The sequence below is a fragment of the Kocuria sabuli genome, assembly GCF_040981185.1.
GTDB lineage: Bacteria > Actinomycetota > Actinomycetes > Actinomycetales > Micrococcaceae > Kocuria > Kocuria sabuli.
Window position 1 is genome coordinate 436,041 of sequence record NZ_JAVHZE010000001.1, and the last position, 25,242, is coordinate 461,282.

Annotated in this window: 27 protein-coding genes; 17 read left to right on the top strand and 10 right to left on the bottom strand. The window is 73.3% G+C overall.

Going from position 1 to position 25,242, the window contains the following annotated elements:
- Window positions 1-90 precede the first annotated feature (90 nt).
- From RE027_RS01970 to RE027_RS01990, 5 genes are all read left to right on the top strand, one after another.
- Window positions 91-1,416: a glutamyl-tRNA reductase gene (locus tag RE027_RS01970; protein WP_368806546.1), complete on the top strand. Its 1,326-nt coding sequence runs from the start codon at window positions 91-93 to the stop codon at window positions 1,414-1,416.
- 50 nt (window positions 1,417-1,466) lie between these two features.
- Window positions 1,467-2,084, top strand: a complete 618-nt coding sequence (locus RE027_RS01975) for a TetR/AcrR family transcriptional regulator (protein ID WP_368806547.1) — start codon at window positions 1,467-1,469, stop codon at window positions 2,082-2,084.
- 54 nt (window positions 2,085-2,138) lie between these two features.
- Window positions 2,139-2,375: a DUF3107 domain-containing protein gene (locus RE027_RS01980; protein ID WP_368806548.1), complete on the top strand. Its 237-nt coding sequence runs from the start codon at window positions 2,139-2,141 to the stop codon at window positions 2,373-2,375.
- A 345-nt stretch (window positions 2,376-2,720) separates the two neighbouring features.
- Entirely contained in the window at window positions 2,721-4,427 is a 1,707-nt protein-coding gene (locus tag RE027_RS01985) for a DEAD/DEAH box helicase (RefSeq protein ID WP_438612402.1), read from the top strand.
- A complete protein-coding gene (locus RE027_RS01990; protein WP_368806549.1) occupies window positions 4,424-5,281 on the top strand; it encodes a DNA-methyltransferase in 858 nt (285 codons plus the stop codon). The genes RE027_RS01985 and RE027_RS01990 overlap by 4 nt, the downstream gene beginning before the upstream one ends.
- A 37-nt stretch (window positions 5,282-5,318) precedes the next feature.
- Here the strand turns inward: RE027_RS01990 and RE027_RS01995 are convergent, their stop codons facing one another.
- On the bottom strand, window positions 5,319-6,170 hold the full coding sequence (locus tag RE027_RS01995; protein WP_368806550.1) for a PHP domain-containing protein: 852 nt from the start codon (window positions 6,168-6,170) through the stop codon (window positions 5,319-5,321).
- 81 nt (window positions 6,171-6,251) lie between these two features.
- Here RE027_RS01995 and RE027_RS02000 point away from each other — a divergent pair, with 81 nt between their 5' ends.
- Window positions 6,252-7,826 carry an aminopeptidase P family protein gene (locus RE027_RS02000; RefSeq protein WP_368806551.1) on the top strand — a complete coding sequence of 525 codons (1,575 nt, stop codon included), beginning with the start codon at window positions 6,252-6,254 and terminating at the stop codon, window positions 7,824-7,826.
- Between the two features lie 15 nt (window positions 7,827-7,841).
- Here RE027_RS02000 and RE027_RS02005 read toward each other — a convergent pair whose 3' ends face one another.
- A complete protein-coding gene (locus tag RE027_RS02005) occupies window positions 7,842-8,723 on the bottom strand; it encodes a YflT domain-containing protein (protein ID WP_368806552.1) in 882 nt (293 codons plus the stop codon).
- A gap of 85 nt (window positions 8,724-8,808) precedes the next feature.
- On the opposite strand from RE027_RS02005, the gene RE027_RS02010 reads away from it, so the two are divergent.
- Genes RE027_RS02010 through RE027_RS02020 form a run of 3 tightly spaced genes read left to right on the top strand, consistent with a single transcriptional unit; the run spans window position 8,809 to window position 11,900 of the window.
- Window positions 8,809-10,110, top strand: coding sequence for a magnesium transporter MgtE N-terminal domain-containing protein (locus RE027_RS02010; protein ID WP_368806553.1), 1,302 nt, complete (start codon window positions 8,809-8,811; stop codon window positions 10,108-10,110).
- Window positions 10,103-10,720: a DUF1003 domain-containing protein gene (locus tag RE027_RS02015; protein WP_368806554.1), complete on the top strand. Its 618-nt coding sequence runs from the start codon at window positions 10,103-10,105 to the stop codon at window positions 10,718-10,720. Before RE027_RS02010 ends, RE027_RS02015 begins: the two co-directional genes overlap by 8 nt.
- Window positions 10,713-11,900 (top strand): Mrp/NBP35 family ATP-binding protein, encoded by a 1,188-nt coding sequence (locus tag RE027_RS02020; RefSeq protein WP_368806555.1) that lies wholly within the window; start codon window positions 10,713-10,715, stop codon window positions 11,898-11,900. Before RE027_RS02015 ends, RE027_RS02020 begins: the two co-directional genes overlap by 8 nt.
- A 21-nt stretch (window positions 11,901-11,921) precedes the next feature.
- On the opposite strand, the gene RE027_RS02025 is transcribed toward RE027_RS02020, so the two are convergent.
- Window positions 11,922-12,263, bottom strand: coding sequence for a twin-arginine translocase TatA/TatE family subunit (locus tag RE027_RS02025; RefSeq protein WP_368806556.1), 342 nt, complete (start codon window positions 12,261-12,263; stop codon window positions 11,922-11,924).
- A 37-nt stretch (window positions 12,264-12,300) separates the two neighbouring features.
- Window positions 12,301-12,972, bottom strand: a complete 672-nt coding sequence (locus RE027_RS02030; protein ID WP_368806557.1) for a hypothetical protein — start codon at window positions 12,970-12,972, stop codon at window positions 12,301-12,303.
- A 178-nt stretch (window positions 12,973-13,150) separates the two neighbouring features.
- Here RE027_RS02030 and RE027_RS02035 point away from each other — a divergent pair, with 178 nt between their 5' ends.
- Window positions 13,151-13,783 (top strand): O-methyltransferase, encoded by a 633-nt coding sequence (locus RE027_RS02035; RefSeq protein WP_368806615.1) that lies wholly within the window; start codon window positions 13,151-13,153, stop codon window positions 13,781-13,783.
- A gap of 143 nt (window positions 13,784-13,926) precedes the next feature.
- Here RE027_RS02035 and RE027_RS02040 read toward each other — a convergent pair whose 3' ends face one another.
- From RE027_RS02040 to RE027_RS02050, 3 genes are all read right to left on the bottom strand, one after another.
- Window positions 13,927-14,094, bottom strand: a complete 168-nt coding sequence (locus RE027_RS02040; RefSeq protein WP_075872508.1) for a DUF3117 domain-containing protein — start codon at window positions 14,092-14,094, stop codon at window positions 13,927-13,929.
- Window positions 14,095-14,205: 111 nt separating this feature from the next.
- Window positions 14,206-15,390 carry a hypothetical protein gene (locus RE027_RS02045; RefSeq protein ID WP_368806559.1) on the bottom strand — a complete coding sequence of 395 codons (1,185 nt, stop codon included), beginning with the start codon at window positions 15,388-15,390 and terminating at the stop codon, window positions 14,206-14,208.
- Entirely contained in the window at window positions 15,387-15,692 is a 306-nt protein-coding gene (locus RE027_RS02050) for a DivIVA domain-containing protein (RefSeq protein WP_368806560.1), read from the bottom strand. Before RE027_RS02050 ends, RE027_RS02045 begins: the two co-directional genes overlap by 4 nt.
- Window positions 15,693-15,910: 218 nt before the next feature.
- Between RE027_RS02050 and RE027_RS02055 the strand changes: the two genes are divergently transcribed.
- The 4 genes from RE027_RS02055 (at window position 15,911) to RE027_RS02070 (ending at window position 19,227) form a co-directional block, all read left to right on the top strand.
- Window positions 15,911-16,630: an amino acid ABC transporter ATP-binding protein gene (locus RE027_RS02055; protein WP_387919340.1), complete on the top strand. Its 720-nt coding sequence runs from the start codon at window positions 15,911-15,913 to the stop codon at window positions 16,628-16,630.
- Window positions 16,631-16,685: 55 nt separating this feature from the next.
- Entirely contained in the window at window positions 16,686-17,537 is an 852-nt protein-coding gene (locus tag RE027_RS02060) for a glutamate ABC transporter substrate-binding protein (RefSeq protein ID WP_368806561.1), read from the top strand.
- Window positions 17,538-17,668: 131 nt separating this feature from the next.
- Complete coding sequence (locus RE027_RS02065; RefSeq protein ID WP_368806562.1) at window positions 17,669-18,355, top strand: amino acid ABC transporter permease; 687 nt, start codon at window positions 17,669-17,671, stop codon at window positions 18,353-18,355.
- Complete coding sequence (locus RE027_RS02070) at window positions 18,355-19,227, top strand: amino acid ABC transporter permease (RefSeq protein ID WP_368806563.1); 873 nt, start codon at window positions 18,355-18,357, stop codon at window positions 19,225-19,227. The genes RE027_RS02065 and RE027_RS02070 overlap by 1 nt, the downstream gene beginning before the upstream one ends.
- A 22-nt stretch (window positions 19,228-19,249) precedes the next feature.
- Here RE027_RS02070 and dapE read toward each other — a convergent pair whose 3' ends face one another.
- Window positions 19,250-20,359, bottom strand: a complete 1,110-nt coding sequence (gene dapE, locus RE027_RS02075; RefSeq protein WP_368806564.1) for a succinyl-diaminopimelate desuccinylase — start codon at window positions 20,357-20,359, stop codon at window positions 19,250-19,252.
- Window positions 20,360-20,409: 50 nt separating this feature from the next.
- Between dapE and dapD the strand changes: the two genes are divergently transcribed.
- The 3 genes from dapD to galE all read left to right on the top strand — a co-directional run bounded on the left by dapD (window position 20,410) and on the right by galE (window position 23,446).
- Window positions 20,410-21,375, top strand: a complete 966-nt coding sequence (gene dapD, locus RE027_RS02080) for a 2,3,4,5-tetrahydropyridine-2,6-dicarboxylate N-succinyltransferase (RefSeq protein WP_368806565.1) — start codon at window positions 20,410-20,412, stop codon at window positions 21,373-21,375.
- 92 nt (window positions 21,376-21,467) lie between these two features.
- Window positions 21,468-22,391 (top strand): hypothetical protein, encoded by a 924-nt coding sequence (locus tag RE027_RS02085; RefSeq protein ID WP_368806566.1) that lies wholly within the window; start codon window positions 21,468-21,470, stop codon window positions 22,389-22,391.
- 35 nt (window positions 22,392-22,426) lie between these two features.
- Complete coding sequence (galE, locus tag RE027_RS02090) at window positions 22,427-23,446, top strand: UDP-glucose 4-epimerase GalE (protein ID WP_368806567.1); 1,020 nt, start codon at window positions 22,427-22,429, stop codon at window positions 23,444-23,446.
- Between the two features lie 22 nt (window positions 23,447-23,468).
- Here the strand turns inward: galE and RE027_RS02095 are convergent, their stop codons facing one another.
- Window positions 23,469-23,834 (bottom strand): A1S_2505 family phage non-structural protein, encoded by a 366-nt coding sequence (locus tag RE027_RS02095; RefSeq protein WP_368806568.1) that lies wholly within the window; start codon window positions 23,832-23,834, stop codon window positions 23,469-23,471.
- 97 nt (window positions 23,835-23,931) lie between these two features.
- Window positions 23,932-25,230, bottom strand: coding sequence for a citrate synthase (locus RE027_RS02100; protein ID WP_368806569.1), 1,299 nt, complete (start codon window positions 25,228-25,230; stop codon window positions 23,932-23,934).
- Window positions 25,231-25,242 lie beyond the last annotated feature (12 nt).

Genomic DNA, 25,242 nt, shown 5'->3' on the forward strand with positions numbered 1-25,242 from the left:
TTACTGACGCAGCGTCACCGCCACGGCGTGAGAGGTCTCTCACGCGTCACCGGGCACGGATCCGCGGTGACCGTCTAGTATGAATGGACTGTGGTCCTCTTCGCACTCGTCGCCTCCCACCAGAACGTCGATCTGAACACCGTTGCGCGTCTCAGCACCGGTGCTCTCGGTCTGTCCGAGGAGATGGTCCGCTCCGGCCGGCTCCAGGGCGCCGTGACGCTGTCCACGTGCAACCGGCTGGAGCTCTACGGCGAGCTCGCCCCCGCACCCGGCACCTCGCCCCGGACCGCGCTGGACGAGGTCCTCGGGGAGCTCGCCGAGCAGATCGGCTCCCGCTCCGGGCTCGATCCCGAGTTCGTCACGGGCTCGCTGCGGGCCTTCACCGACGCGGGCGCGGCCCGCCACCTCTTCACGGTGGTCTCCGGGCTGGAGTCCGCCGTGGTGGGCGAGCGCGAGATCACCGGTCAGGTCCGGCGGGCGCTCAACGAGGCCCAGCAGGCGGGGACCGTCTCGGGCCACCTCCAGCGCCTCTTCGAGGCGGCGGCGCGCACCGCCCGCAAGGTCGGGACGCAGACCGCGCTGGGCGAGCGGGGCCGCTCGATCGTCTCCGTGGCCCTGGACCTCGCCGACGACGTCACCACCGGCACCTGGGCCTCGCGCCGAGCGCTCGTGTTCGGCACGGGCGCCTACGCCGGGGCCACCATGGCCGCCCTGCGCGACCGCGGCTGCGCCGACATCGAGGTGCACTCCGCCTCCGGCCGCGCGGAGCAGTTCACGCAGAACCGCGGCGGGACCCCGGTGGAGGCCGGGGACCTGGCCGCGGCCCTCGAGCGCGCCGACGTCGTGATCGGCTGCAGCGGCGGCTCCTCCCCCATGGGCGCGGCCGCGTTCCCGTCCGGCCCCCGCACCGTCGTCGACCTCGCGCTGACCCGCGACTTCGACCCCGCCGTGGCGGACCTGCCCGGGGTCGAGCTGATCTCCCTCGAGTCGGTGCGCCTGGCGGCCCCGGACGAGACCCGGGAGTCGGTCGAGGCCGCGACCGGGATCGTCGAGCAGGCGGCCCAGGAGTTCGCCGCGAGCCAGGACGGGCGGGACATGGACGCCGCGATCGTGGCGCTGCGCAAGCACACCATGGCCGTCCTCGACGCCGAGCTCGAGAAGGTCACGTCCCACCACGGGTGCACGGCCGCGCAGGAGCAGATCGAGCTCGCGATGCGCCGCATGGTCCGTTCCCTCCTGCACACCCCGACCGTCCGGGCCCGCGAGCTCGCCGCGCAGGGCCGGCAGGACGAGTACATCACCGGCCTGGCGGCCCTGTACGGGATCGAGGTCCCCCCGGCCCCGGCCGAGCGGACCGCTCCCCCGCTCGCCGCCCAGGCCGCGGAGATCGACCACCGTCCGCAGGCGGCGGGGTAGGGCAGCACCGGTGCGGCCGGCCCCGCCGGCCCGTTGAGGAGGAACGGTTCATGAACGAGACCAGGAGAGGCCGCCCCGCGCGCCTTCCGCGGGAGGCACGCCGCCGGCAGCTGCTGGAGACGGCTCTGACCGTGTTCTCCTCGAACGGCTACCACGGGTCGTCGATGGACGACATCGCGGACGCCGCCCAGGTGAGCAAGCCCGTGCTCTACCAGCACTTCCCCGGCAAGCGCGAGCTCTACCTGGCACTCGTCGACTACTACCTCCTGGAGCTCTCGTCGGCCCTGGTGTCCGCGCTGCGGGGCAGCGAGGTCAACCGCGAGCGGGTGGAGTCCATGCTGGACGTCTACTTCGGCTTCGTGGAGGCCAACCCGGAGGCGCACCGGCTGATCTTCGAGTCGGACCTGCTCGCGGACCCGGAGGTCGCGGAGCGGTTCGAGAACTTCCACCTGGCCGTGTCCGACGCGATCGCCGCGGTGCTCGGACCGAACGCGGGGCTGAGCCACCCGCACGCGGTGCTCGTCTCCCGCTCCCTGACGGGCATGGCGCAGACCGCCGCGGTGCACTGGATCCGCAACCCGGGCACCGGCGAGCGGGCCGAGGCGCAGCGGCAGATCTTCCGTTTAGCTTGGGGCGGAATCTCGATCATCGACGAGGACTGGGAGTAGGGCCCTCCCTAGACTGACCGGGACGCACCCCGCAGCCTGTCCCGAGGAGGACCCATGGAAATCAAGATCGGTGTTCAGCACGTCGCCCGGGAGATCGTCGTCGACTCCGCCCTCGAGGCGCAGGAGGCCGTGGAGAAGATCACCGCGGCCGTCTCCTCCGGGAACCCGCTGACCCTCACGGACACCAAGGGCAACGTGACCGTGGTCCCCGCCGGCGTCATCGGCTACGCAGCCGTCGGTGCCGAGCAGAAGCGGACCGTGGGCTTCACGCCCTTCACCAAGGACGACTGAGCGCCCTCCGCCGAGCACGGCGGGACCCCGGCCCGGCGACCGCACGGAGTGTGCGCGGTCGCCGGGCTACACTGTTAAGCGCACTGGATGACCGGTCGTACCCGCGATCCCACGAACGACAGACACCTTCGCCCCCCGCTCCCCCGCGACCAGGCCCCGCACGGCGGCCGCGCACGGGACCGGATCCGGGCGCCACGACCCGTGGCGCGCCCGGCCGGGGCGGCGCACGCTCACGATCGGCTTCCACCCAACGCACGCCCCGGCGCCCGCCACGACGGCGGCCCGGCGGCCGGACCTCGCGGTCCCCGCCCCTCAGCGGGCGTGCCCGAACGAAGGAACCCGATCGTGACCGACCCCATCACCGACACCACCACCGAGGACACCGCCCCCCGCGAGGAGGCGCTGACCGGCACCCCCGAGCTCGTCGTCGAGACCGACGAGCACCCCGAGCCGCTGCCGCAGGGCTTCGCCGAGTTCGGGGTGCGCCAGGACATCGTCGACTCCCTCGAGGCCGAGGGCATCCTGCACCCCTTCCCGATCCAGGCCATGACCCTGCCCGTGGCCCTGTCCGGGCAGGACATCATCGGCCAGGCCAAGACCGGCACGGGCAAGACCCTGGGCTTCGGCATCCCCGTGGTCCAGCGCGTCGTGGGCCGCGGCGACGCCGGCTGGGACCGGCTGAAGAACCCGGGCGCCCCCCAGGCGCTCATCGTGGTGCCCACGCGCGAGCTCGCGGTCCAGGTCGGCCACGACCTCTCCACCGCCGCGCGGACCCGCGACGCCCGGGTGGCGACCATCTACGGCGGGCGCGCCTACGAGCCCCAGATCGAGGAGCTCCAGCGGGGCGTCGAGGTGGTCGTGGGCACCCCCGGCCGGCTCATCGACCTGAACCGGCAGCGCCACCTGGACCTCTCGGCGGTGCGGGCCGTGGTCCTCGACGAGGCCGACGAGATGCTGGACCTGGGCTTCCTGCCCGACGTCGAGAAGCTCCTCGCGGCCGTGCCCGAGGTCCGCCAGACGATGCTGTTCTCCGCGACGATGCCCGGCCCCGTGGTGGCCATGGCCCGCCGCTACATGACCAAGCCCATGCACATCCGGGCCGCCGCGCCCGACGAGGGCGCCACCAAGAAGGACATCCGCCAGGTCGTCTACCGGGCCCACCAGCTCGACAAGGACGAGGTCGTGGCCCGGATCCTGCAGGCCGAGGGGCGCGGGCGCACGATCGTGTTCACGAAGACCAAGCGGGCCGCCGCCAAGCTCGCGGACGAGCTGATCTCCCGGGGCTTCGCCGCCGCTCCCCTGCACGGCGACCTCGGCCAGGGCGCGCGCGAGCAGGCCCTGCGCGCCTTCCGCAACAACAAGGTCGACGTCCTCGTGGCCACGGACGTGGCCGCCCGCGGCATCGACGTCGTGGACGTCACCCACGTCATCAACTTCCAGTGCCCCGAGGACGAGAAGACCTATCTGCACCGCACCGGCCGCACCGGCCGCGCGGGCAACAAGGGCACGGCCGTGACCTTCGTCGACTGGGACGACGTGCCGCGCTGGCGGCTGATCGACAAGGCCCTCGAGCTCGGCATCCCCGAGCCCCGCGAGACCTACTCCTCCTCGGAGCACCTGTACGAGGACCTGGGCATCCCGAAGGGCACCAAGGGCCGGCTGCCCCGCTCGAAGCGCACCCACGCCGGGCTCGAGGCCGAGGTGCTCGAGGACCTGGGCGAGCCGGGCGGGCGCAAGGGCGGTCCCCGCGGCGAGAACCGCGGCGAGAGCCGGGGCGGGCGCTCCCGCGACCGCGACGCGTCCCGCTCGGGCGGCGGAGCCCGCCGGGGCGAGGCCCGGACCGAACGCCGGGTCCGCCGGGAGGACACCGAGAAGACCGGGGAGCCCCGTGAGACCCCGCGCGGGCGGGACCGAGAGACCGCCCGGGAGACCCCTCGGGAGACCTCGGTGGAGCACACCCCGGACGGCGCCACCCGCAGGCGCCGGCGCCGGCGCGGCGGCACGGGCAGCGGCGAGGTCCAGCAGGCGCAGAGCGGCACCGCCGGCGAGTGAGCCCCTTCGCCTTCGACGCCGAGGGCCCCGACGCGGTGGTCGCCGCGGAGAACCTGGATCTCCTGCGGCGGCTGCCCGACGGGGCCTTCCGCATGATCTACGTGGACCCGCCCTTCAACACGGGCCGCACCCAGCGGCGGCGGGCGTCCACCATGACCCCCGCGGCGGTCGGCGAGGGCGACCGCACCGGCTTCGCCGGCCGCTCCTACACGACCGTGCTCGGCGCCCTGCGCAGCTACGACGACGCGTTCGCCGACTACTGGGGGTTCCTGGAGCCCCGGCTGCGCGAGGCGTGGCGGGTCCTCGCCGACGACGGGACGCTCTACCTGCACCTCGACTACCGGGAGGTGCACTACGCCAAGGTCATGCTGGACACGATCTTCGGCCGGGAGTGCTTCCTCAACGAGATCATCTGGGCCTACGACTACGGCGGGCGCTCCCGCCGCCGGTGGCCGGCCAAGCACGACAACGTCCTCGTCTACGTCAAGGACCCCGAGCGCTACCTGTTCGACAGCGCCGAGGTGGACCGGGAGCCCTACATGGCGCCGGGCCTGGTGACCCCGGAGAAGGTCGAGCGGGGCAAGCTGCCCACGGACGTGTGGTGGCACACCATCGTCTCCCCCACCGGGCGGGAGAAGACCGGCTACCCCACCCAGAAGCCGGTGGGCCTCGTGCGGCGGATGGTCGCGGCCAGCTCCGCCCGCGGGGACTGGGTGCTGGACTTCTTCGCCGGCTCCGGGACCCTCGGCGCCGCCGCCCAGCAGCTGGGCCGGCGGTTCGTGTGCGCGGACAGCAACCCGGAGGCGGTCGAGGTCATGCGCGCCCGGCTGCCGCACGCCGTCGTCTGGGGCTGAGCCGCCCGGGACGGCGGGCTCCCCGGCGGGTGGGGCCTCAGGCGTACCGGACGCCGACGCCGGAGGTGGCCTGCTCCTCGATCCGCACGAGCGACTGCACGGACGTCAGGTTCTCGCCGAGGCGGTTGGGCTTGCCGGCGCCGTGGTAGTCGCTCGAGCCCGTGACCAGCAGGTCGTGCTCGGAGGCCATGTGCACGAGGCTCGCCCGGGCGTCGTCCGGGTTGTCCCGGTGGGCCACCTCGAGTCCCGCGAGGCCGGCGTCGATCATGGCCTCGAAGACCTCGGGCCCGACCACCCGCCCCCGGGCGGCCGCGAGGGGGTGGGCGAACACCGGGACGCCCCCGGCGGCCCGCACCAGGTGCACCGCGCGCACCGGGTCCGGGGCGTAGTGCGGGACGTAGTAGCGGGAACGGCTGTGCAGCACCGAGGCGAACGCGGCGCTGCGGTTCTCCACGACCCCGACGCTGACCAGGGCGTCGGCGATGTGCGGGCGGCCCACCGTCGCGTCCTCGTGCACGTGGTCCAGGACCACGTCCCAGTCGATCGGGTAGTCCTCCGCGAGGAGCTCGACCATGCGCTGGGCGCGGGTGCGCCGGGAGCCGCGGGAGGACTCGATCTCGGCCAGCAGCGCCGGGTCCGCGGGGTCGTGCAGGTAGCTCAACAGGTGCACGGAGATGCCGTTCGCCGTGGTGCAGGAGATCTCCATGCCCGGCACGAAGGCGACCCCGAGGGCCACCGCCGTGTCCCCCGCCGCCTGCCACCCGGAGGTGGTGTCGTGGTCGGTCAGCGCGAACACGTCCAGGCCCGCCGCGTGGGCGGCGCGGGCGACGTCCGCCGGGCTCTCCGTGCCGTCGGAGTCGGCGGAGTGGGTGTGCAGGTCGATCTTCACGCCTCCACGATACCGGCCCCGGCGGGGACGGCTCGCGGTCTCCCGTGGCACGATGAGACGGACGACACGAGGAAAGGAACCATGACAGAGCACAGCAGCACTCCCCAGGACGCCCCGCAGCCGCTCTCCGACCGGGTCGAGAACCGGTCGCAGCGCCCCGACTCACCCGCCTTCCAGCAGTTCATGGCCTCCCAATGGGCCGACGCCGAGCCCGCCGAGGTCGAGCGGGAGCCGGTGGCCGACTTCGCGGCCCGGCGCCGCCGGCGGATCTCCGAGCAGTTCCCGGGCGAGCGCCTCGTGCTGCCCGCCGGCCCGCTGAAGGTGCGCTCCAACGACACCGACTACCGCTTCCGCCCGCACTCCGCCTTCGCGCACCTCACCGGTCTGGGCGTGGACCACGAGCCGGACGCCGTCCTGGTGCTCGAGCCCGTGGACGAGGGCCGCGGCGACGACGGCGGCCACCACGAGGCCACCCTGTACTTCCACCCGATGGCCGGGCGGGACTCCAAGGAGTTCTACGCGGACGCCAAGAACGGGGAGTTCTGGGTGGGGCCCCGCCCGACCCTGGAGGCGCTGGGCGCCGCCTACGGGCTGCGCACCCGGGACCTCGGCGGGCTCGAGGACGCGGTCACCAAGAACGCGGGCCCGACCGCCCTGGGCGGGCTGCGGATCCGCCTGGTGCGCGAGGTCGACCTCAACGTCGACGCCCTGGTCGACACCTCCCGGATCAACACCGGCGTGGAGCTGGAGACCTCCGACGCCCTCGACGGCGAGCTCGCCGAGGCGCTCTCGGAGCTGCGCCTCGTCAAGGACGACCACGAGGTCGAGCAGCTGCGCACGGCCGTGGACGCCACGATCGCCGGCTTCACCGACATCGTGCACGTGCTCCCCGAGGCCGCGGGCCACCGCCACCGCGGCGAGCGGATGGTCGAGGGCGCCTTCTTCGCCCGCGCCCGGACGGACGGCAACGACCTCGGCTACGACACCATCGCGGCGTGCGGCAACAACGCCACGGTGCTGCACTGGATCCGCAACACCGGCCGGGTGATCCCCGGGGAGCTCATCCTCGTGGACGCGGGCGTGGAGGCGGACTCCCTCTACACGGCCGACATCACCCGCACCCTGCCGGTCAACGGGCGCTACAGCGACGTGCAGCGGCGGATCTACCAGGCCGTCCTCGACGCCGCCGACGCGGCGTTCGACGCCGCGGTGCCGGGCAACCGCTTCCGCGACGTGCACGCCGCCGCCATGGAGGTGCTCGCCCGGCGGCTCGAGAGCTGGGGGCTGCTCCCCGTGCCCGCGGAGGTCTCGCTGTCCGCGGAGGGCCAGCACCACCGGCGCTGGATGCCGCACGGCACCAGCCACCACCTGGGCCTGGACGTGCACGACTGCGCGCAGGCCAAGCGGGAGCTCTACGTGGACGGGGTGATCGAGCCCGGCATGGTGTTCACGATCGAGCCCGGCCTCTACTTCAAGGCGGAGGACCTCGCGGTGCCCGAGGAGTACCGCGGGATCGGCGTGCGGATCGAGGACGACGTCCTGATCACGGAGGACGGCAACGTCAACCTGTCCTCAGGGCTGCCGCGCACCCCCGACGAGGTCGAGGCCTGGATGACCGGCCTGTGGCACGCCCGCGAGGGCGTCGACCCCAGCTGAGCCGCCGGCCGCCCGTCAGCGGGACGCGTCGGCCGACGTGCTCCCGCCGGCGGGCGGCTCGCCCCGGCCGGGACCCGGGCCGGTGCCGCGGTCCGTGCCGCCGTCCGCGCCGCGGTCGGCCGGTTCGCCGGCCGGAAGCCGGATGCCGTACTGGGGCCGGCCGTCCGGCAGGTCCTCGAAGCCGGGGGGACGCCCGAGCGCCTGCTCCCCCTGCTGCGGTCCGGGAGCGGGTCCCCCGGAGCCCTGCGGTCCCGGGCCCTGGGGCCCGGGAGCCTGGCCCGCCGGGGCGCCGTGGGGCGGCCGCTGCCACGGGGCGCCGTGCGACGCCTGCCCCGGTCCCGGGCCGGGGGCCTGGGGCGGGCCCTGCGGCCGGCCGGCCGCGGGACCGGCGGCGCGCGGCAGGCTCTGCAGCCCGCGCAGGCCCTGCAGCACCTGCTGGGCGCGCTGGGCCACCTCGGGGGCCGCCACGACGTCGTAGGAGGTCGCGACGATCTGGTTCGTCGAGGTGAAGTCCCGCTTCCCGCGCTGCATCGCGTAGGTCACGGTGGCCAGGAGCATCCAGAACGCCCCGCCCATGAGCACCGAGACGAGCAGGGCGGACACCCACTCGCCGCCGCCCAGCAGGGAGAGGATCATCCCGAGGAAGGCGCCGAAGACCATGCCGTTGAGCGCGCCCTGGCCCGCGACCTTCGGGTAGCTGAGCCGGCCGGTCACCTGCTCCACGGACTTCAGGTCGTTGCCGACGATCGCGATCCGGTCCACCTCGAACTGCTCGTCCGCGAGGTGGTCCACGGCCTTCTGCGCGTCGGCGTAGGTGCCGTAGCGGCCGATCACCTCCCCGCGGGGCAGACCGCGGACGGCGGGGCTGGCGGGGGACAGGGACCGTGGCGAGCTCATGGCACCATTCTCCCCCATGGCCGCCCTCGTCCGGGCCCTCCCCGGCCGGATCGGCCCGGGCGGACCCGATGGGTAGTCTTGTACGGTGAGCAGCAACATCGACAAGATCTTCATCGCGCGCCTGATCGGCCTGGACGTGTTCGACCCGCTGGGGGACCGTCTGGGGCGGCTGCGCGACGTCGTCGTGCTCATGCGGGGCAGCTCCCGGTACGGGCGCTCGTCCCCCCGGCCCCTCGCGGTCGGGCTCGTGGTGGAGGTGCTCGGCAAGAAGCGCGTGTTCGTGCCCATGACCCGGGTGACCAGCATCGACGCGGACAAGATCATCAGCACCGGGCTCGTGAACCTGCGCCGCTTCGAGCAGCGGGGCGCGGAGACCCTCGTCGTCGGCGAGCTGTTCGACCGCACCGTGGTGCTGCGCGACGGCTCCGGCCCGGCCACGGTCGAGGACATGGCCATGGAGCGCAAGCGCAACACCGGGGACTGGCTGATCACCCAGCTCTTCGTCCGCCGCACCGGCACCGGCGGGGGCCTCATGCGCCGGCGCAACGAGACCCTGATCATCGACTGGGAGGACGCCGGCGACCCTTCCGCCGCGGGCCACCAGCCGGCCACCCAGTGGGTCGCCTCCCACGAGGAGGAGCCGCCCGCCGACCTCGCCGACGAGATCCACGACATGAACGCGAAGCGGATGATCGAGATCGCCCACGAGCTGCAGGACGACCGGCTCGCCGACGTCCTGCAGGAGCTGCCGGAGGAGGACCAGGTCTACATCCTCACCAGCATGGATCGCGAGCGCGCGGCCACCGTGCTGGAGGAGATGGAGCCCGACGACGCCGCCGACCTGCTCAACGCGCTGCCCGACGCCGAGGCGGAGCACCTGCTCGAGCTCATGCAGCCCGGCGACGCGGAGGACGTGCGCCGGCTGCTGGAGTACGAGGAGGGCACCGCCGGCTCGCTCATGACGCCGGTCCCGATCATCCTGCCCCCGGAGGCCACCGTGGCCGAGGCGCTCGCGCACATCCGGCAGGAGGAGCTCAGCCCGGCCGTGGCGGCGGCCGTGATCGTCTGCCGGCCTCCGCTGGAGACGCCCACCGGCAAGTACCTGGGCATGGTGCACACGCAGAAGCTGCTGCGCTACGCTCCGCCGGAGGCGGTCGGCAACCTCATCGACCGCTCGCTCGAGCCCGTCTCCGACCTCGCCTCCGTGCAGGACGTGGCGCGCGAGCTCGCGACCTACGACCTCACCATCATCCCCGTGGTCAACGACCACGACCGGGTGGTCGGGGCGATCACCATCGACGACGTCCTCGACGCGCTGTTGCCCGACGACTGGCGCACGGCCGACGACGGCACCCCGATCCGGAAGGTGGGCAAGAGATATGAGTGAGCGGGAGGCCCGGCGCGCCCGCGTCAACGCCCTGGACCAGCCCCGGGAGCACCGCCCGGGGCTGCTGGACCGGTTCCGGCCGAACCCGGACGCGTTCGGCAAGTGGACGGAGGGCTTCGCCCGCTTCATGGGCACGCCCCAGTTCCTGTTCTGGATGACGGTGTTCGTGGCGCTGTGGCTGGGCTGGAACACCCTGGCCCCGCGGGAGCTGCAGTTCGACTCCAGGGCCCTGAACTTCACGCTGCTGACGCTGATGCTCTCGCTGCAGGCGTCCTACGCCGCGCCGCTGCTGCTGCTGGCGCAGAACCGGCAGGACGACCGGGACCGCGTCACCCAGGACGAGGACCGCCGCCGCGCGCAGCAGAACCTCGCCGACACCGAGTACCTGACCCGGGAGATCGCCTCGCTGCGGATCGCGCTGCGCGAGGTCGCCACCCGCGACTTCGTGCGCTCCGAGCTGCGCTCGGTGCTCGAGGAGATCCTCGAGGCGCAGGACGAGTCCCCGGACACCGCCGAGGCCGGGGCGTACCCGAGGAAGGGCGCCCGCCGCAGGAACCGGAACCCCGAGCGCACCACCACCCCCGAGACCAGAGGGATCCCCCGTGTCTGACCCCCGTCCCGACGACGCCCTGGCCCCCGAGGCCCTGCACCCGGCCCTGCGCGCCGCGCTCGACCGCGTGCTCGACCCCGAGCTGCGTCGTCCGGTGACGGAACTGGGCATGATCCGCTCCGCCGCGCTCGACGACGCCGGCCACGCCGCGGTGCACGTGCTGCTGACGATCAGCGGCTGCCCCCTGCGCTCGACCATCGAGCAGGACGTCCGGGAGGCGGTGGGGACCGTGGCCGGGGTGCGCTCGGTGGGCGTGGAGATCGGGGTGATGACGGCCGAGCAGCGCACCGCGCTCAAGGAGCGGGTGGGCCACACCCGGACCGTGCCCTTCAACGACCCGTCCTCCCTGACCCGGGTGCACGCCGTGACCAGCGGCAAGGGCGGGGTCGGCAAGTCGACCGTCACGGTGAACCTCGCCGCCGCCCTGGCCGCCCGGGGCCGGTCCGTGGGGATCGTGGACGCCGACGTCCACGGCTTCTCCGTCCCGGGCCTGCTGGGCATCGACCGGGCCCCCACCCAGGTGGGGGACATGATCCTGCCGCCGGTGGTGGAGGTCCCCGAGGGCGCCCGGGAGGACACCGGCCGCGCCGGGGTGCTCAAGGTCATCTCGATCGGGATGTTCGTGGACCCCGACCAGCCGGTGGCCTGGCGGGGGCCGATGCTGCACCGCGCCGTCGAGCAGTTCCTCACGGACGTGCACTTCGGGGACCTGGACCACCTCTTCCTCGACCTCCCGCCGGGCACCGGCGACGTCGCCATCTCCGTGGCACAGCTGCTGCCCCGGGCCGAGGTGCTGGTCGTCTCCACCCCCCAGCAGGCCGCGATCGAGGTCGCCGAGCGCTCGGGCGCGCTGGCGGTGCAGACGGGGCAGCCGGTGGCGGGGGTGATCGAGAACATGGCGGGCATGCCCATGCCCGACGGCAGCGTGCTCGAGCTCTTCGGCGCCGGCGGGGGCGCCCGGATCGCGGACTCGCTGACCCGGCGGCTCGGCTACGACGTGCCGCTGCTCGGGGGCGTGCCCCTCGACGTCGCGCTGCGCGAGGGCGGGGACACGGGCCGGCCGGTGGTGTGGTCGGCCCCGGCATCGCCCGCGGCGGTCGCGCTGCGCTCGATGGCCGGTGCGCTGGGCGCCCGCCCGCTCGGGCTGGCCGGCCGGCCGCTCGGCCTCGGGCCCCGCTGAACGGGCGCCCGGCCGGACGGCTCAGGTGGCCTCGGTGTCGAAGGGGGCGCGCTCCCCGGGCGCGAGCCGGGTGAGCACGGGCCGCTGGGCGGCGGGCCGGGCCGGCTCGTCGTCCTCGAGCAGGGCCTGGCGCACGATGGTGCGGGGGTCGTACTGACGGGGGTCGAGCTTGCGCCAGTCGACGTCGGCGATCTCGGGGCCCAGCGTCTCCTTGAGCTCCTCCGTGGCGCCGGTGGCGTAGCGCTTGGCGGCCTTGACGAGCTCCTTGAGCTTTTCGGCGTACTCCGGCAGCCGCTCCGGCCCGATGATGAACAGGGCCAGGAGCACCAGGATGATCGCTTCGCCGCCGTTGATGCCGAGCACAGTGAGAAATTTTACCAGTCGGAGGAGCCCGGCCCGGTCAGTCGAAGATCTCGCGCAGGCCGAGGGCCACCGTCCCGGCGACGCCGGGGTCGTCCGCGGCGGGCTCGACCACGCGGCTGCGCTCGTCGGCCACGACGTGGTTGACGGTGCGGACCATGGCGGACGGGCCGCTGTCCCCGGTGACGGTGTAGACCACGTCCTCGCCGACCAGCACCACCCGCCACGGCGGCCCGGCGTCCACCCACAGCGGGACGCCCTCGACCGCGGACGGCTGCAGGCCCTCGGCGCTCACGGGCAGCCCGGTGATCCCGTCCATGGGGTTCTCCCGGTCGATCCCGCCGCGCTGCTCGACCACGAGCACGACCTCCTCGCCGCGCTGGAGCCGGACCGCGACGATCGGGCGCCCGGAACGGGTGTCGCGGGCCATGGAGATCAGCCGGTAGCCGTCCGCGGCGAGCGTGGGCAGCGTCCACCCCTGCGCGCGCCACCGGTCCGCGGACGCCTCGTCCGCGTGCAGGACCCCGCCGGTGCCGTGCCACGAGGAGACCGGGCTCTGCTCCGGGGCGGCCGCGGCCTCCGCCACGACCGTGCGCCCGACCGCATACCCGGAGCCGAGGAGCAGGGTGAGCACCGCGCTGACGGTCGCCGCAGCCACGGGCACCGCGCTGCTGCGGGGACGGGCCGGTCGGGCGCGGTCCGGGCGGGGCATCGGTCCTCCTCGTGGGGCCGTGGGCGTACTGGTACCGGGCCGGACCCGGCGGGCGGGCACGGGGTCCGGTTCCCTCCCATGATCGGCGGGCAAGCTGGGCGCGCACTGGACGATGGCCGGGCGAAGGAGCCCAGCCGGTAGGATGACGCGCATCCACTACAGCGACGAAGGGCGGAACATGGGCGCGGACAAGACGACGAGCTGGTCGTACGCCGAGGCGTTCGCCGTCGAGGACGAGCTCGCCTACCGCGCCCGGGAGCGCTCCCTCGCCCTGCGCATCCCCCCGGTCACCCCGGGCACGGCCGCCGCCCTGACGGTGCTCGCCGCGTCGGCGCGGCCCGCCACCGTCGTGGAGGTGGGCACGGGGGCCGGGGTCTCCGGGCTCGCGCTGCTGCGCGGGCTGCCGCCCGCGTCCGTGCTGACCACCATCGACACCGACATCCGGGCTCTGCGCGCGGCCCGGGACACGTTCCGGGAGGCCGGGGTGCCGACGAGCCGGACCCGCACCATCCCCGGCCGAGCGTCCCTCGTGATGCCCCGGCTCAGCGCCGGCAACTACGACCTCGTGTTCCTGGACGCGGACTCCGAGGGGACCCTCGACTATGCCGAGGAGGCGGTGCGGCTGCTGCGCCCGGGCGGGATGCTGCTGGTCAACGACGCCCTGCACCAGGACAAGGTGGCCCAGCCGGCCAACCGCGAGGAGAACACCCGCACCATGCGGGCCGTGCACCGGCTCTTCCGGGAGGACGAGCGCTTCAGCACCGCCCTGCTCACCACCGGCTCGGGCCTGCTGCTGGCCGTCCGCCGCTGAGCGGCCCGCCCGGGCCGTTCCCCGCCCCGCGGGTCAGCACCGCACCGGCGTGCACCGGTCCACGGCCGGGCCGGGGTCCACCCGCGACGGGCAGGGGCCCGGCACCACCTGGTGCCGGGCCCCTGCCCGTCGCCGGCCGGACGTCACTCGGTCACGCCGGCGAGGCACTCCTTGAGCTCGGCGGCCTCGCCCGGCTTGAGCTCGACCACGAGCCGCCCGCCGCCCTCGAGCGGCACCCGCATGATGAGGCTGCGCCCCTCCTTGGTGACCTCCATCGGTCCGTCACCGGTTCTCGGCTTCATGGCCGCCATGTGGGAACTCCTCTTCCTCAGTTGGTGTTGTCCCCATCCTATCCGAGCCGTTGCGGTGGACCCGGACAGGGCCGGGCCGCGGCAGGACGCGTCGGCGCGTCCCGCCGCGGCTCACGGCGGGTAGTCCCCCCCGCCGGGCAGCTGCTTCCAGTGCCACAGCCAGCCCACCCAGACCAGCTGGAGCACGGCGCCGGAGAGCACGCACGCGACCCGGTAGGCGCGCGAGTCCGAGAGCGCGGCCAGCGGCAGGGCCAGCGGGAACAGCGGCAGCAGCAGCCGGAAGGTGCTGGTCTGGGGGTTCAGGAACAGCAGCAGGTAGACGGCGTAGCTCGCCAGCCACACGCGCGTGAGCAGGTCCAGCCGCTCGCGCACCACCCGGGCGCGCAGCAGCGCGGCGCCCCCGGCCACCAGCAGCACCGGGGCGGCGAGCCCCGCCACGGGACCGAAGAGGTCCGTCCCGGCGTCGAACCACGGGCGCACGGGCACGAGTCCCCCGCCCCGCCACACCGTCTCCGTCTCGGTGTAGGCCGTCGGCTCCCCCGTGACCCACCAGGCGATCGCCGGCCAGGCCAGGGCCGCCGTGCAGGAGAACACCGCGAGGGCGAACAGCCCGTCGAACGCGTCGACGGCGCGGCGCAGCCGCCCGGCCCGGTGCCGGCGCACGGTCCGCACCAGCCACGTGATCCCGAGGGCCGCGGCGAAGGGCACCCCCGCCGGGCGGGTCAGGCACATGACGAGCACCACCGGCGCCGCCGCGAGGTGCCGCCCCCGGGCCACGAGCAGCAGGGCCCCGGCGAGCAGGGCCAGGTGCAGCGACTCCGCGTAGGGCACCTGCAGCACCGGGGCCACCGGGTTGAACGCCACGAACGCCAGTCCCCACAGGGCGGTGCCCGGCTCGGCGAACCGGAGGAAGAGCCGGTGGACGAGCAGGGCGGCGGCGAAGCCCGCCGCCAGGGACAGCACCGAGGCGGTCACGTCCCAGCCCGTCCCGGTGAGCCCCGCCACCGCCCGGACGGCCAGCGGGAAGACCGGGTAGAACGCCCAGGCGTTCTCCTGGACGCGCCCGGCCTCGTCCCGCGGCAGGGACGCCGGGTAGCCCTCCCGGGCGATCCGCTCGTACCAGTCCGCGTCCCAGATGCCGGTGAACGCGAGGTAGCCGAGGGCGCCGTCCCCCCACGGACCGGGTCCCTGCTGCCGCCCCACCGTGCTGAACACGGCCCACGCCCACACCCGGGAGGCCGCCCAGACGAGCGCCGCCTGGGCCCACCACGGGGCGGCGGCCAGGCGGGAGCTCACGCTCCCCTCTCCGGGCCGGGCCCGGACCCGTCGGACGGCAGCTGCCGGGCGAGGCGGTCGAGCACGGCGTGGACCTCCCCGGGGTCGTAGCCGCGGCGCCGGACGGAGAAGGCGAGCCGCTCCACGTCCTCCCGCGTCATCCGCTCGGGCAGCACGAGCGGGGCGCCGGGCGCCCGCTCCACGACGATCCCGTCCCGGGCGGGCACGACCCGGCCGGAGAGCCGGTCGCGGCCGAGCAGGACGACGCCCACGACGGTCAGCAGCAGCACCAGGCCGGTGAGGACGACGAGGAGTTCGGTCATGGGACCAAGGCTATGCGCCGCGCGCCGGGGAACCCGGCAGCTGCGTTCCCGACCGCCGGCGAAACATTGCTACGGATCGGTACGCGATTAACACGATCGCAACGTGTTCGCCATCACACGCGACGAATCTGGGATATCTTTCCGGTATGTCACACGCCACTCCGCCGGCCGCCGCACCGTCCTCCTCCGCGCCGGGCACGGGCGAGGCCCTGGTCCGCATGTCGCGCGTCAACAAGCACTTCGGAGACCTCCACGTGCTCAAGGACATCGACCTGGAGGTGCGGCGCGGGGAGGTCGTCGTCGTGATCGGGCCGTCCGGCTCCGGGAAGTCGACCCTGTGCCGCGCCATCAACCGGCTCGAGAGCATCGACGACGGCGAGATCCTCATCGACGGCAAGCGGCTGCCCGAGGAGGGCAAGGCCCTCGCGAAGCTGCGCGCGGACGTGGGCATGGTCTTCCAGTCCTTCAACCTCTTCGCCCACAAGTCGGTCCTGCAGAACGTGACCCTGGGGCCCGTCAAGGTCCGCGGCAAGTCGGCGGGCGAGGCGAAGAAGCAGGCCATGGAGCTGCTGACCCGCGTCGGCGTGGCGAACCAGGCCGAGAAGCTGCCGGCCCAGCTCTCCGGCGGCCAGCAGCAGCGCGTGGCGATCGCCCGCGCCCTGGCCATGGAGCCGAAGGTCATGCTCTTCGACGAGCCCACCTCCGCCCTCGACCCCGAGATGATCAACGAGGTCCTCGACACCATGGTCGCCCTCGCGAAGCAGGGCATGACGATGATCGTGGTGACCCACGAGATGGGCTTCGCCCGCAAGGCCGCCGACCGCGTCGTGTTCATGGCCGACGGGCAGATCGTCGAGGAGAACACCCCCGAGGAGTTCTTCACGAACCCGCGCTCCGAGCGGGCCCAGGACTTCCTGGGCAAGATCCTCGGCCACTGAGCCCCCGACCGCCCCTCCGACCGAACGCCATCACCTCGACTGCAAGGAGCACACCATGCGCAACACCAAGCCTCTCGGACTGGCCGCGATGGCCGCGGCCGCGGCCCTGACCCTCACCGCGTGCGGCGGTGGAGGAGGCGAGACCGGCGGCGGCGGTGAGACCGGCGGGTCCGGGGAGAACGTCCGGATCGGCATCAAGTACGACCAGCCGGGCCTCGGCTTCCGGGACGGCGCCGAGTACACCGGCTTCGACGTCGACGTCGCGACCTACGTCGCCAACGAGCTCGGCTACTCGGAGGACCAGATCGAGTGGGTCGAGTCCCCGTCCGCGAACCGGGAGAACATGCTTGCGAACGAGCAGGTGGACATGATCTTCGCGACCTACTCGATCACCGACGAGCGCGACCAGACCGTGGACTTCGCCGGCCCGTACTTCGTGGCCGGCCAGGACCTGCTGGTCCGCGCCGACGACGACAGCATCCAGGGTCCCGCCGACCTCGAGGGCAAGAACCTGTGCTCGGTCACGGGCTCGACCTCCGCCCAGAAGGTCAAGGACGACCACCCCGGCGTGAACCTCGTCGAGCAGGGCGGCTACGCCGAGTGCGTGACGTTCCTGGAGTCCGGCCAGGTGGACGCCGTGACCACGGACGACATCATCCTCGCGGGCCTGGCCTCGACCGAGGCCAACCAGGGCAAGTTCAAGGTGGTCGGCAACACCTTCTCGGAGGAGCGCTACGGCGTGGGCCTGCCCCAGGGCTCCGACCAGTGCGAGGCCGTCAACGAGGCCATCACCAAGATGATCGAGGAGGGCGCCTGGGAGGAGGCGGTCACCGCCAACACGCAGGGGGCCGACTACTCGTACAACGAGGAGCTCAACCCGCCGGAGATGGAGCCCTGCGGCGAGTGACGACGGACGTATGAGCCCGTGGCCGGCCGCCGCCCGGCCGGCCACGGGCTCCCGTCCCGGCAGCACACCGACCGATCCACGACGAAGGGTTCCCGCGTGACCCAGCACCAGCCCGAGCTCCGGGAGCTCCCGTGAGCGACTACCTGACCGACTTCGCCAGCCTGTTCGAGCAGTACGACGTCCTGGCCGCCTTCTGGGTCAATCTCCAGCTGGCCTTCTGGGCCGCCATCGGCTCGGCCGTCCTCGGTGCGCTGGTCGCCCTGATGCGCATCTCCCCCATCGCGTCCCTGCGGCTGCTGGGCACCGGGTACGTGAACCTGTTCCGCAACACGCCGCTGACGATCATCCTGGCCTTCCTCGTCCTGGGGGTGTGGAGCCAGCTGACCATCAGCCTGTCCGCAGACTTCAACCAGAACTTCTTCAACTGGGCGGTCGTCGGGCTGAGCCTCTACCACGCGGCCTTCGTCTGCGAGGCGATCCGCTCCGGGGTCAACACGGTGCCGGCCGGCCAGGCCGAGGCCGCCCGGGCGATCGGGCTGTCCTTCCTCCCCGCGGCACGGCTGGTCATCTTCCCGCAGGCGCTGCGCGGAGCCATCACGCCGCTCGGCAACACCCTGATCGCCCTGACGAAGAACACGACGGTGGCCGCGGCCGCGTCGGTGGCCGAGATCGCCTCGCTCATGAAGACCATGATCGAGTTCCGCCCGGACGTGATGATCGCGATCTTCCTGGTCGTGGCCCTCGGCTTCGTCCTCATCGTGGTCCCGGTGGGCCTGCTCACCACCTGGGCCTCCAAGAAACTGGCGGTGAAGCGCTGATGGCCAAGACCCAGAACGTCCTCTTCGACATCCAGGGACCCCGCGGCCGGCGGGTGAGCGCGGTGCTCAACGTGGTCGGCGTCCTGCTCGCGGCGGCCCTCGCCTGGGTGGTGCTGGGCAAGCTCGCCGAGCAGGGCCAGCTCGAGGCCGCGAAGTGGGCCCCGCTGTTCACCGCCCGCACGTGGGAGAACTTCCTGCTCCCGGGCCTGTGGGACACCGTCCGGGCCGCGCTGCTGGCCGTGGTGCTCTCCATCGGCTTCGGCCTGCTCTTCGGGCTGGGCCGGCTCTCCCAGCTCGGTCCGGTCCGGTGGGTCTCGACCGTGGTGGTCGAGTTCTTCCGGGCCGTGCCCGTGCTGATCATGATGATCTTCTTCTACCTGGCCCTCGGGCGCAGCGACCTGGTGGAGCCGACCAGCGCGCCCTTCTGGGCAGTGGTGCTCGGGCTGATGTTCTACAACGGGGCCGTGATCGCCGAGCTGATCCGCTCCGGCGTCCACCAGCTGCCCAAGGGGCAGCGGGAGGCCGGGCTGGTCATCGGTCTCACGCCGTCGCGGTCCCTGCGCATGATCGAGCTCCCGCAGGCGCTGACGGCCATGCTGCCCTCGCTGGTCAGCCAGTTCGTGGTCATCCTTAAGGACACGGCGCTGGGCTACATCATCACCTACCCGGAGCTGCTCGCGAGCGGCCGCCGCCTCGGGGCGGGGGACGGCAACATCCTGCAGGTGCTGCTGCTGGTCGCCCTGGTGTTCGTGCTCATCAACTACCTGCTCACGGCGCTGGCCGCCTGGCTGTCCGGGTACCTCAGCTTCCGCACGAGCGGGCCGACCAAGCCGGCCGAGGGTCCCCTGGCCGCCGAGGAGGCCAAGGTCTGAGGAGGCCGCGGTCCGAGCCCGCTCAGTCCGTGAGCCAGGCGGCCAGCGCCCGGTGGCACTCCCGGACGGCGTCGGCGCTCACGTGCTCGTCGTCGGTGTGGGCGAGCAGGGCGTCGCCGGGACCGAAGTTCACCGCGGGCACGCCCATCTGCGAGAAGCGGGCCACGTCGGTCCAGCCGTACTTCGGCTTCGGCTCCTGTCCCACGGCGGCCACGAACGCCGCCGCGGCCGGGCGGTCGAGACCGGGCCGGGCCGCCGGCGAGAGGTCCGTGAGCTCGAGCTCGTATCCGGCGAAGACCTCCCGGACGTGGGCGACAGCCTCGTCCGGGGTCTTGTCCGGGGCGAAGCGGTAGTTGACCTCCACGCTCGCGGTGTCCGGGACGACGTTGCCCGCCACGCCGCCGCCGATCCGGATCGCGTTGAGCCCCTCGCGGTAGTCGAGGCCCTCCACGGTGACCGTCCGGGGCGCGTAGGCGGCCAGGCGGGCCAGGACGTCGGCCTGCTTGTGGATGGCGTTCTCCCCGATCCAGGACCGCCCCGAGTGGGCGGCCCGGCCCGTGGTGGTGATCCGGAAGCGCATCGTGCCGTTGCACCCGCCCTCCACCGTCCCGTCCGTGGGCTCGAGCAGCACCGCGAAGTCCGCCTCGAGCAGCTCCGGGGCGTTGCGCTGCAGGCGGGCCAGGCCGCTGGCCGCGGCGTCGACCTCCTCGTGGTCGTAGAAGACGTAGCTGACGTCCCGGTTCGGCGCGGTCAGGGCGGCCGCGAGGACGAGCTGGACGGCCACACCGCCCTTCATGTCGGTGGCCCCGCGGCCGTAGAGCACTCGGCGGCCGTCGACCTCGGCCCAGGACGACGGCACGGTCCCGCGGGAGCCGGGCGCGGTGGGCAGGGGCACGGTGTCGAGGTGGCCGGCGAGCACCACGCGCTCCCCCCGGCCCAGGTCGGTGCGGGCGACCACGGCGTCCCCGTCCCGGTGCACGGTCAGGTGCGGCGAGCGGCGCAGCGCGGCCTCGACGGCGTCGGCGATCGGCCCCTCGGCGCCCGAGACGGACTCCAGGTCGATGAGGGCGGCCGTGAGGTCGGCGGGGTCCGCGGCGAGGTCCAGCTCGGGTGCGATCATGGCTGCCAGCATAGCGGCGGGGCCCCGGCGCCGGATCGGCCGGGCCCCGCCGCCCCAGTAGGATGGACGCCATGACTTCTTCCACCTCTCGTCCCGCCTCCGGTCTCGGCCTGGCCACCGTCGTGGCCTCCGGCCCCCAGGAGGGCACCGTCCTCGACGTCTGGTACCCGGCCCCGTCCCTCTCCGACGCGGTCGACACCTCCCTCGACGCCGACCTGCGGCTCGCGGCCACCGCCGACCCGGACCGCAACGTCCGCAGCGAGATCGTCGAGACGGTCGTCGACCTGGACGCCGCCCCCGCCGACGCCGCCGACGCGTACCTGCGCCTGCACCTGCTCTCCCACCGCCTCGTGCGCCCCAACACCCTGAACCTCGACGGGGTCTTCGGGCTGCTCGCCAACGTCGCCTGGACCGACCGCGGGCCCGTGCTCGCCGAGGAGCTCACCCTCGCCCTGCTGCGGATGAAGGCCACCGGCGGGCACGTGACGGTGCACAGCGTCGACAAGTTCCCGCGCATGGTCGACTACGTGGTCCCCTCGGGCGTGCGGATCGGCGACGCCAACCGGATCCGGCTCGGCGCCCACCTGGCGGCCGGCACCACCGTGATGCACGAGGGCTTCGTGAACTTCAACGCCGGCACGCTCGGCCAGTCGATGGTCGAGGGCCGGATCAGCGCCGGCGTGGTCGTCGGCGACGCCACCGACGTCGGCGGCGGCGCGTCCATCATGGGCACCCTCTCCGGCGGCGGCAAGGAGCGGATCACCGTGGGCGAGCGCGTGCTGCTCGGGGCGAACTCCGGTGTGGGCATCTCCCTCGGCGACGACTGCGTGGTCGAGGCCGGCCTGTACGTCACCGCCGGCACGCGGGTGAGCGTGCTCGCCGACGGGGAGCAGTCCACGGCCAAGGCCTCGGAACTCTCGGGCGTCTCCAACCTGCTGTTCCGCCGCAACTCGCTCACCGGCGCCGTCGAGGTGCTGCCGCGCGCCGGCGGGACCGTGGAGCTCAACGCAGCGCTGCACGCCAACTGATCCCGCGGGTCCTCCGCATCCGACGACGCCGCGGGGCCGCGCCCCGCGGCGTCGCCCGTCCCACCCCCCGCCCCTCCCGCCCAGGAGCGCCCGTGTCCTCCCCCGCCTCCGGCCGCCGCACCAGGACGGCCCGGCTGTCCCTGTTCGTCCTGCTGCTGGTCTGCGCCGTGCTCGCCGCCGGGGCCCTCGTGGTCGTCGAGCTGCGCGCCGGCCGGCCCTCGGCGGGCGAGCCCCGGTGCGTGGTCTCCACCACGGACGCGGACGAGCAGCGCCGGCGGCACACCCTGTCCTCCGAGCAGGCGGCCAACGCGGCACTGATCACCGCGGAGTCCGTCCGGCGCGGCACCGGCACCGAGGCGGCCGTCGTCGCCCTGGCCACCGCGATGCAGGAGTCCCAGCTGGTCAACATCGACTACGGGGACCGGGACTCCGTGGGCCTGTTCCAGCAGCGCCCGTCCCAGGGCTGGGGGACGGTCGAGCAGATCATGGACCCGGCGTACGCCACCGAGGTCTTCTACGACCGCCTCGCCGAGGTCGACCTCTCGTCGATGTCCGTGACCGAGGCAGCCCAGGCGGTCCAGCGCTCGGCGCACCCGGACGCCTACGCCAAGCACGAGGGCATGGCCCGGGCCTTCGCGGGGAGCCTGACCGGGCGCACCGAGGCCTCCCTGAACTGCGTGCTCGCCGACCCCGAGCAGCCCGGGGACCCTGCCCGGGTGGCCGACGCGCTCGGCGCGGCGTTCGGCACCGCGGCCCCCGCCGCGCGCACCGAGGCCGACCGGGTCGTCCTGCCCGCCCCCGGGACGCCCACGGGCTGGGCGGTGGCCCACTGGGCGGTCGCCCACGCCGAGCAGCTGGGCGTCGTGGAGGTCTCCCACGCCGGGCGCAGCTGGGTGCGGGCGGACCAGCGGACCACCCGCTTCGCCCCCGCCCCGGGCTGGGTGGAGAGCACCGAGGCGCACCCGGACGGGCCCCCGCCGGCGGAGGACGTCGTGGTGGTCCTCGCGAGCCGCTGAGGCTCCCACCGCGGCGCGGCCGATACGCTGGTCGCATGAAGATTCTCGTCACCGGAGGAACCGGCTACATCGGCTCGCACACCGTCCTCGCCCTGCTCGAGGCGGGCCACGAGGTCGTCGTGATGGACAACCTCGCGAACTCCTCCCGGAGCTCGCTGGAGCGCGTCGAGGAGCTCGCGGGGCGTCCGGCGGCAGCGTTCGCCGAGGTGGACCTGCTGGACCCCGCCGGGCTCGACGCCCTGTTCGCGGAGCACCGGCCCGAGGCGGTGATCCACTTCGCCGGGCTCAAGGCCGTGGGCGAGTCGGCCGAGAAGCCGCTGTGGTACTACAGCACCAACGTGACCGGCACCCTCAACCTCCTGCACGCCATGGAGGCCCACGGCTGCCGCTCCATCGTCTTCTCCTCCTCCGCCACGGTCTACGGCGCCCCGGAGGAGATGCCGCTGACCGAGAAGCAGTCCATGGACGCGCAGAACCCGTACGGCCGGACCAAGGAGCACATCGAGGACATGCTCGTGGACCTCGCCGCGTCGGACCCGGGGTGGAGCGTGGCCCTGCTGCGCTACTTCAACCCCGTGGGCGCCCACGAGTCCGGCCGGATCGGCGAGGACCCCACCGGGGTGCCGAACAACCTGCTCCCGTTCATCGCCCAGGTGGCCGTGGGCCGGCGCGAGAAGCTGCGCGTGTTCGGTGACGACTACCCCACCGCCGACGGCACCGGGGTGCGCGACTACATCCACGTGGTGGACCTCGCCGACGGCCATCTGAAGGCCCTGGACCACCTCGCCCGGCACGGCGGGGTGCACACCTGGAACCTGGGCACGGGCAACGGCTACTCGGTGCTCGAGGTGCACGCCGCCTTCGAGCGGGCGTCCGGGCGCAGCATCCCCTACGAGGTCGTGGACCGGCGCCCGGGCGACGCCGCCGTCTCCTACGCCGACCCCTCGGCGGCCCTGGCCGAGCTCGGCTGGTCGGCCGAGCGGGACATCGACACGATGTGCCGCGACCACTGGAACTGGCAGCGGAACAACCCCGAGGGCTACGCGGGGGCCTGAGGGCCCCCGACCGCCGAGCGGCTCACCAGCCCCGGGGCCGGACCACGTTGGGCGGTGCGTCCGCGAACAGCGCGGCCACCCGGCGCTCGTCGTGGCCGGCGATGCCCGTGCCCACCCGGGTGAGCCAGAACGTCAGCTCCGGGTGGGCGCGGGCGAAGTCCACGAACGCGGCCGCCTCCCGCTCCAGCACGGGGAACCCGCTCATGCTGTCGACGGCGTAGGACCGCCCCTGCAGTCCGTGCCCCTGCCCCGGGACCGCTCCGAAGTGCTCGACCGCGGTGCGCGCCGCACCGGCCAGGTGGGCGCCGCGGGCGTTGGAGCCGAAGACGAAGACCTCGTCCGGGCCCAGCTCGGTGATCCGGTCCGGGGTGTGCCGCTGCTCGCTCATGCCCCCACGCTACCGGCGGGGGCGGCGGAGCGGAACGGCCGGGCCCGCGCCCCGAGGGGGACGGGCCCGGCCGTCGGCGGCGCGGGGGAGGGGCGGCTCAGCCCTGCGGGTAGTGCCGCTCGCCCTCGCCCACGTAGAGCTGGCGCGGACGGCCGATCTTCGTCTCCGGGTCCTCGATCATCTCGCGCCACTGCGCGACCCAGCCGGGGAGCCGGCCGATGGCGAACAGGACGGTGAACATCTTCTCCGGGAAGCCCATGGCCTTGTAGATCAGGCCCGTGTAGAAGTCGACGTTCGGGTACAGCTTGCGCTCCACGAAGTAGTCGTCGGCGAGGGCCTTCTCCTCGAGGCGCATCGCGATCTCGAGCTGCTCGTCGTTGCCGCCGAGCTTCTCGAGGATGTCGTGGGCGTAGTCCTTGACGATGCGCGCCCGGGGATCGTAGTTCTTGTACACGCGGTGGCCGAAGCCCATGAGCCGGGCGCCCGACTCCTTGTTCTTGACCTGGTCCATGTAGTCCTCGGGCGAGGTGCCCTCCTGCTGGATCCGGTTGAGCATGGCCAGGACGGCCTCGTTCGCCCCGCCGTGCAGCGGGCCGTAGAGGGCGTTGATGCCCGCGGAGACGGAGGCGAACATGTTGGCGTGGGAGGAGCCCACGAGCCGGACGGTGGAGGTGGAGCAGTTCTGCTCGTGGTCGGCGTGCAGCATCAGGAGCACGTCGAGGGCCTTGGCCATCGTCGGGTCGATCTCGTAGTCCTCGGCGGGCACGCCGAAGCACATGCGGAGGAAGTTCTCCGTGTAGTTGAGGTCGTTCTGGGGGTAGAGCATCGGCTCGCCCTTGGACTTCTTGAAGGCGTACGCGGCCAGGGTGGGGACCTTGGCCAGCAGCCGGATGGTGGAGATCTCCACCTGCTCCTCGTCGAACGGGTCGAGGGAGTCCGCGTAGAACGTGGACAGCGCCGAGACCGCCGAGGAGAGCACGGGCATGGGGTGCGCGTTGCGCGGGAAGCCGTTGAAGAAGCTCTTCAGGTCCTCGTGGACCATGGTGTGGCGGCGGATGCGGGTGTCGAAGTCCTCGAGCTGGGTCGGGGTGGGGAGCTCGCCGTAGATCAGGAGGTAGGCGGTCTCGATGAAGGTCGAGTGCTGGGCGAGCTCCTCGATCGGATAGCCCCGGTAGCGGAGGATCCCGTTGTTGCCGTCGATGTAGGTCACGGCCGAGCGCGCGTTGGCGGTGTTCATGAACCCCGGGTCGAAGACGACGTTGCCGGTCTCCTTGAGCATGTTCGTGATCGCGTACCCGCGGTTGCCCTCGGTGGCGTCCTGGACGGGCAGCTCGAGCCGGCCGCCGTTGCCGTAGTCGAGCTGGGCGGTCTCGGTCTTCTGTGCAGACTCAGTCATGTTCTTCGTCCT

Excerpts from the sequence above, each read along its gene's own strand:
- RE027_RS02060 (WP_368806561.1), top strand. The coding sequence starts at position 16,686 with ATGCGCAACACCAAGCCTCTCGGACTGGCCGCGATGGCCGCGGCCGCG.
- RE027_RS01975 (WP_368806547.1), top strand. The coding sequence starts at position 1,467 with ATGAACGAGACCAGGAGAGGCCGCCCCGCGCGCCTTCCGCGGGAGGCA.
- RE027_RS02055 (WP_387919340.1), top strand. The coding sequence starts at position 15,911 with ATGTCGCGCGTCAACAAGCACTTCGGAGACCTCCACGTGCTCAAGGAC.
- dapE (WP_368806564.1), bottom strand. The coding sequence starts at position 20,359 with ATGCTGGCAGCCATGATCGCACCCGAGCTGGACCTCGCCGCGGACCCC.
- RE027_RS02070 (WP_368806563.1), top strand. The coding sequence starts at position 18,355 with ATGGCCAAGACCCAGAACGTCCTCTTCGACATCCAGGGACCCCGCGGC.
- RE027_RS01980 (WP_368806548.1), top strand. The coding sequence starts at position 2,139 with ATGGAAATCAAGATCGGTGTTCAGCACGTCGCCCGGGAGATCGTCGTC.
- RE027_RS02015 (WP_368806554.1), top strand. The coding sequence starts at position 10,103 with ATGAGTGAGCGGGAGGCCCGGCGCGCCCGCGTCAACGCCCTGGACCAG.
- RE027_RS02040 (WP_075872508.1), bottom strand. The coding sequence starts at position 14,094 with ATGGCGGCCATGAAGCCGAGAACCGGTGACGGACCGATGGAGGTCACC.
- RE027_RS02000 (WP_368806551.1), top strand. The coding sequence starts at position 6,252 with ATGACAGAGCACAGCAGCACTCCCCAGGACGCCCCGCAGCCGCTCTCC.
- RE027_RS02095 (WP_368806568.1), bottom strand. The coding sequence starts at position 23,834 with ATGAGCGAGCAGCGGCACACCCCGGACCGGATCACCGAGCTGGGCCCG.
- galE (WP_368806567.1), top strand. The coding sequence starts at position 22,427 with ATGAAGATTCTCGTCACCGGAGGAACCGGCTACATCGGCTCGCACACC.
- RE027_RS02005 (WP_368806552.1), bottom strand. The coding sequence starts at position 8,723 with ATGAGCTCGCCACGGTCCCTGTCCCCCGCCAGCCCCGCCGTCCGCGGT.
- RE027_RS02050 (WP_368806560.1), bottom strand. The coding sequence starts at position 15,692 with ATGACCGAACTCCTCGTCGTCCTCACCGGCCTGGTGCTGCTGCTGACC.
- RE027_RS02035 (WP_368806615.1), top strand. The coding sequence starts at position 13,151 with ATGGGCGCGGACAAGACGACGAGCTGGTCGTACGCCGAGGCGTTCGCC.
- RE027_RS02030 (WP_368806557.1), bottom strand. The coding sequence starts at position 12,972 with ATGCCCCGCCCGGACCGCGCCCGACCGGCCCGTCCCCGCAGCAGCGCG.
- dapD (WP_368806565.1), top strand. The coding sequence starts at position 20,410 with ATGGACGCCATGACTTCTTCCACCTCTCGTCCCGCCTCCGGTCTCGGC.
- RE027_RS02100 (WP_368806569.1), bottom strand. The coding sequence starts at position 25,230 with ATGACTGAGTCTGCACAGAAGACCGAGACCGCCCAGCTCGACTACGGC.